This is a genomic window from Mycobacterium interjectum, from assembly GCF_900078675.2.
In the GTDB taxonomy this organism is placed as follows: Bacteria; Actinomycetota; Actinomycetes; order Mycobacteriales; family Mycobacteriaceae; genus Mycobacterium; species Mycobacterium interjectum.
In genome coordinates this window covers 476,161-480,103 of sequence record NZ_LT546236.1, presented here as the reverse complement: position 1 = coordinate 480,103, position 3,943 = coordinate 476,161, and the positions used below count along the sequence as shown (strand labels likewise).

Sequence of the window (3,943 nt, the reverse complement as noted above, 5' to 3'; positions counted from 1 at the left end):
GTCCTCGGCCGGGCCGGAATACGTGAGCGCGGGAGCCTCGTCATCAATACCCTTGGCGCGCAAGGTGCTTGGGGCCTCTTCCCGCGGCGCGGTGGGCGGTTCGGCTTCGCCGTCCGGCTGACCGCCGGCGGCCGCCCCCAATTCCGCCAGCACCTCGGGCGTCGCCTGCGGGGCGACCTGCGGGGCGGGCACCGCCTCCACGGTGACGTTGAACAAGAAGCCGACGGACTCCTCCTTCATGCCGTCGAGCATGGCCATGAACATGTCGTAACCCTCGCGCTGGTACTCGACCAGCGGGTCGCGCTGCGCCATCGCCCGCAGCCCGATGCCCTCCTTGAGGTAGTCCATCTCGTAGAGGTGCTCGCGCCACTTGCGGTCGATGACGTTGAGCAGCACGTTGCGTTCCAGCTGACGCATCGCGCCCTCGCCGGCGATCTCCTCGAGCTCGGCTTCCCTTACGCCATAAGCACGTTCGCCGTCCTTGAGCAACGCGTCGAGCAACTCTTCGCGGGTGAGGTCGTCACGGTCGGAGTCCGCGTCCGGATGCGTCAGGCTTTCGTGGCTGATCCCCACCGGGTAGAGCGTCCCCAGCGCCGACCACAACGCCTCCAAGTCCCAGTCCTCGGCGTAGCCCTCGGCCGTCGCGCCGTCGACGTAGGCGGTGACCACGTCGCGGACCATGTCCAGCGCCTGCTCTTTGAGGTTCTCGCCCTCCAGGATGCGGCGGCGCTCGGCGTAGATCACCTTGCGTTGCTGGTTCATCACCTCGTCGTACTTGAGGACGTTCTTTCTGACCTCGAAGTTCTGCTGCTCGACCTGGGTCTGGGCGCTCTTGATGGCGCGGGTCACCATCTTGTTCTCGATCGGCACGTCGTCGGGCAGGTTCAGCCGGTTGAGCATCGCCTCCAGTGCCGCGCCGTTGAAGCGGCGCATCAGCTCGTCGCTCAGCGACAGATAGAAGCGCGACTCGCCCGGGTCGCCCTGCCGGCCGGAGCGACCGCGCAGCTGGTTGTCGATGCGCCGCGACTCGTGGCGCTCGGTGCCCAGCACGTACAGGCCGCCGGCCTCGATCACCTCGGCGGCCTCCTTGCCGGCCTCCTCCTTGACCAGGGCCAGCTCCTGGTGCCAGGCGGTCTCGTACTCCTCGGGCGTCTCCACCGGATCCAGGCCGCGTTCGCGCAGCCGCTGGTCGGTGAGGAAGTCGACGTTGCCGCCCAGCACGATGTCGGTGCCGCGGCCGGCCATGTTGGTGGCGACGGTGATGCCGCCGCGGCGGCCCGCCACCGCGATGATGCCCGCCTCCTGCTCGTGGTACTTGGCGTTGAGCACGTTGTGCGGGATGCGGCGCTTCTGGAATTGCCGCGACAGGTACTCCGAGCGCTCCACGCTGGTGGTGCCGATCAGGACCGGCTGGCCCTTCTCGTAGCGCTCGGAGACGTCGTCGACCACCGCGATGTACTTGGCTTCCTCGGTCTTGTAGATCAGGTCCGAGCAGTCGGTGCGGACCATCGGCTTGTTGGTCGGGATGGAGACCACCCCGAGCTTGTAGATCTCGTGCAGCTCGGCCGCCTCGGTCTGGGCGGTGCCGGTCATGCCGGCGAGCTTGTCGTAGAGCCGGAAGTAGTTCTGCAGCGTGATGGTGGCCAGCGTCTGGTTCTCGGCCTTGATCTCGACGTGCTCCTTGGCCTCGATGGCCTGGTGCATGCCCTCGTTGTAGCGGCGGCCGATCAGCACGCGGCCGGTGAACTCGTCGACGATGAGCACCTCGCCGTCGCGGACGATGTAGTCCTTGTCGCGGGTGAACAGCTCCTTGGCCTTCAGCGCGTTGTTGAGGTAGCTGACCAGCGGCGAGTTGGCGGCCTCGTAGAGGTTGTCGATGCCGAGCTGGTCCTCGACGAACTCCACGCCCTTTTCGTGCACGCCGACGGTGCGCTTGCGCAGGTCGACCTCGTAGTGGGTGTCCTTCTGCATCAGCGGTGCCAGCCGGGCGAACTCGAGGTACCAGTTCGACGCGCCGTCGGCGGGGCCGGAGATGATCAGCGGGGTGCGGGCCTCGTCGATCAGGATCGAGTCGACCTCGTCGACGATCGCGTAGGAGTGCCCGCGCTGCACCAGGTCGTCGAGCGAGTGCGCCATGTTGTCGCGCAGGTAGTCGAAGCCGAACTCGTTGTTGGTCCCGTAGGTGATGTCGGCGTTGTAGGCGACGCGCCGCTCGTCGGGCGTCATCTGCGCCAGGATGACCCCGACCTGCAGGCCCAGGAAGCGGTGCACCCGGCCCATCCACTCGCTGTCGCGCTTGGCCAGGTAGTCGTTGACGGTGACGATATGGACGCCCTTGCCGCCCAGCGCGTTGAGGTAGGCCGGCAACACGCAGGTCAGGGTCTTGCCCTCACCGGTCTTCATCTCGGCGACGTTGCCCAGGTGCAGCGCGGCCGCGCCCATCACCTGCACGTCGAACGGGCGCTGGTCCAGCACCCGCCACGCGGCCTCGCGGGCCACGGCGAACGCCTCGGGCAGCAGGTCGTCGAGGGTCTCCCCCTCGTCGAGGCGCTTGCGGAACTCGTCGGTCTTGGCCCTCAGCTCCGCGTCGGTGAGCTTCTCGACGTCGTCGGACAACGTGTTGACATAGTCGGCCACCCGCTTGAGGCGCTTGACCATGCGACCTTCACCAAGGCGCAGCAACTTCTGTAGCACGGTGTCGTCCCTCTTGGGGATGTTCCCCTGTTGGATGGCGTTCTTCTTCGCCGTTCAAGTGTTCGGCGCCATCCATCGTAGGTGACACGCCGGAAAAGCCCGCGAACGTCGTCAGGACAGGCTGATCAGCCCGTAATCGTAGGCGTGGCGACGGTAGACGACGGACGGCCGCTCGGTCTGCTTGTCGAAGAACAAGAAGAAGTCGTGCCCGACGCGTTCCATCTCGTAGAGCGCGTCGTCGACCGTCATCGGCTTGGCCTCGTGCTCCTTGGTGCGCACCACCCGCCCCGGCTCCCGGTCGACGCCGTCATGCCGGTCGACCGCGTCGCCGTCGTGTTCGTGCGGCTGAACCGGCTCGTTGTTGAACGCCTTCGCCGGTGTCGGGGCGACCGCGGTGGCGTGGGCCAGCGACACGGGCGTCTTGTCGCCGTAGTGAACCTTGCGGCGGTCCTTGACGCGGCGCAGCCGGTTCTCCAGCTTGTCCACCGCCGACTCGAAGGCGGCGTAGAAGCTGTCGGCGCAGGCCTCCGCGCGGCTGACCGGCCCGCGCCCGCGGGCGGTGATCTCCACGCGCTGACAGGACTTGCGCTGGCGCCGGTTGGGTGCGTGCTTGAGCTCGACGTCGAAAAGGTAGATGGAGCGATCGAATCGTTCGAGGCGGGCGAGTTTTTGCGAGACGTAAATGCGGTAGTGATCGGGGATTTCGACGTTGCGGCCCTTGAACACGACTTCGGCGTTAAGTGTCGGTTCGGCCGGCTCGGTGGCGTCTGCCGGCCGTTGGTCGAGAATTTGACCGGAATCCACGGTAAGCCTTGACATACGTGTCAACTCGTTTCCTTTTCCACGTCGCACGCGGTGCGTGCCGGCTTGCTACGAAAAGCGCCGACGGGGTGGGAGCGGTTTTGGCCGCAGGCTGCCCGCCGGTGCAAGGTGTCGAATACTCACCCCCTCCGCGTCTGGCGTTCAACCTGGGGAATCACGACGAGTGCGTCAGTGACCAGGAAGCCCAGGATGTTCCTGAAGGTTGTTCTCGACGTTAGCTCGTGTTCGCCTTGGGATGCCACTGATTTGGCACAGCTGTTGCGAGTTCTTCACATACCCTTGGCTGCCGCACAGCCTCACGCCGCCGCGATCGCCAGCACCGCCGCCACGCGCACGCCCGCCGCCCGCAGGGTCCGCACCGACTCGCGCGCCGTCGCCCCCGTGGTGACGACGTCGTCGACGACGACGACCTCGGTGCCCGGGGGCC

The 3,943-nt window shown here is 66.7% G+C and carries 3 protein-coding genes; all 3 read right to left on the bottom strand.

Features of this window, described 5'->3' with window-relative positions:
* On the bottom strand, positions 1 to 2,694 hold a 2,694-nt coding region (secA, locus tag BN4348_RS32140; protein ID WP_066908233.1), incomplete at its 3' end, for a preprotein translocase subunit SecA.
* Between the two features lie 111 nt (positions 2,695 to 2,805).
* Positions 2,806 to 3,498, bottom strand: coding sequence for a ribosome hibernation-promoting factor, HPF/YfiA family (gene hpf / locus BN4348_RS32135; protein ID WP_066908230.1), 693 nt, complete (start codon positions 3,496 to 3,498; stop codon positions 2,806 to 2,808).
* Positions 3,499 to 3,812: 314 nt separating this feature from the next.
* A partial coding sequence (locus BN4348_RS32130; RefSeq protein ID WP_268921156.1) for a phosphoribosyltransferase family protein occupies positions 3,813 to 3,943 on the bottom strand: 131 nt, incomplete at its 5' end.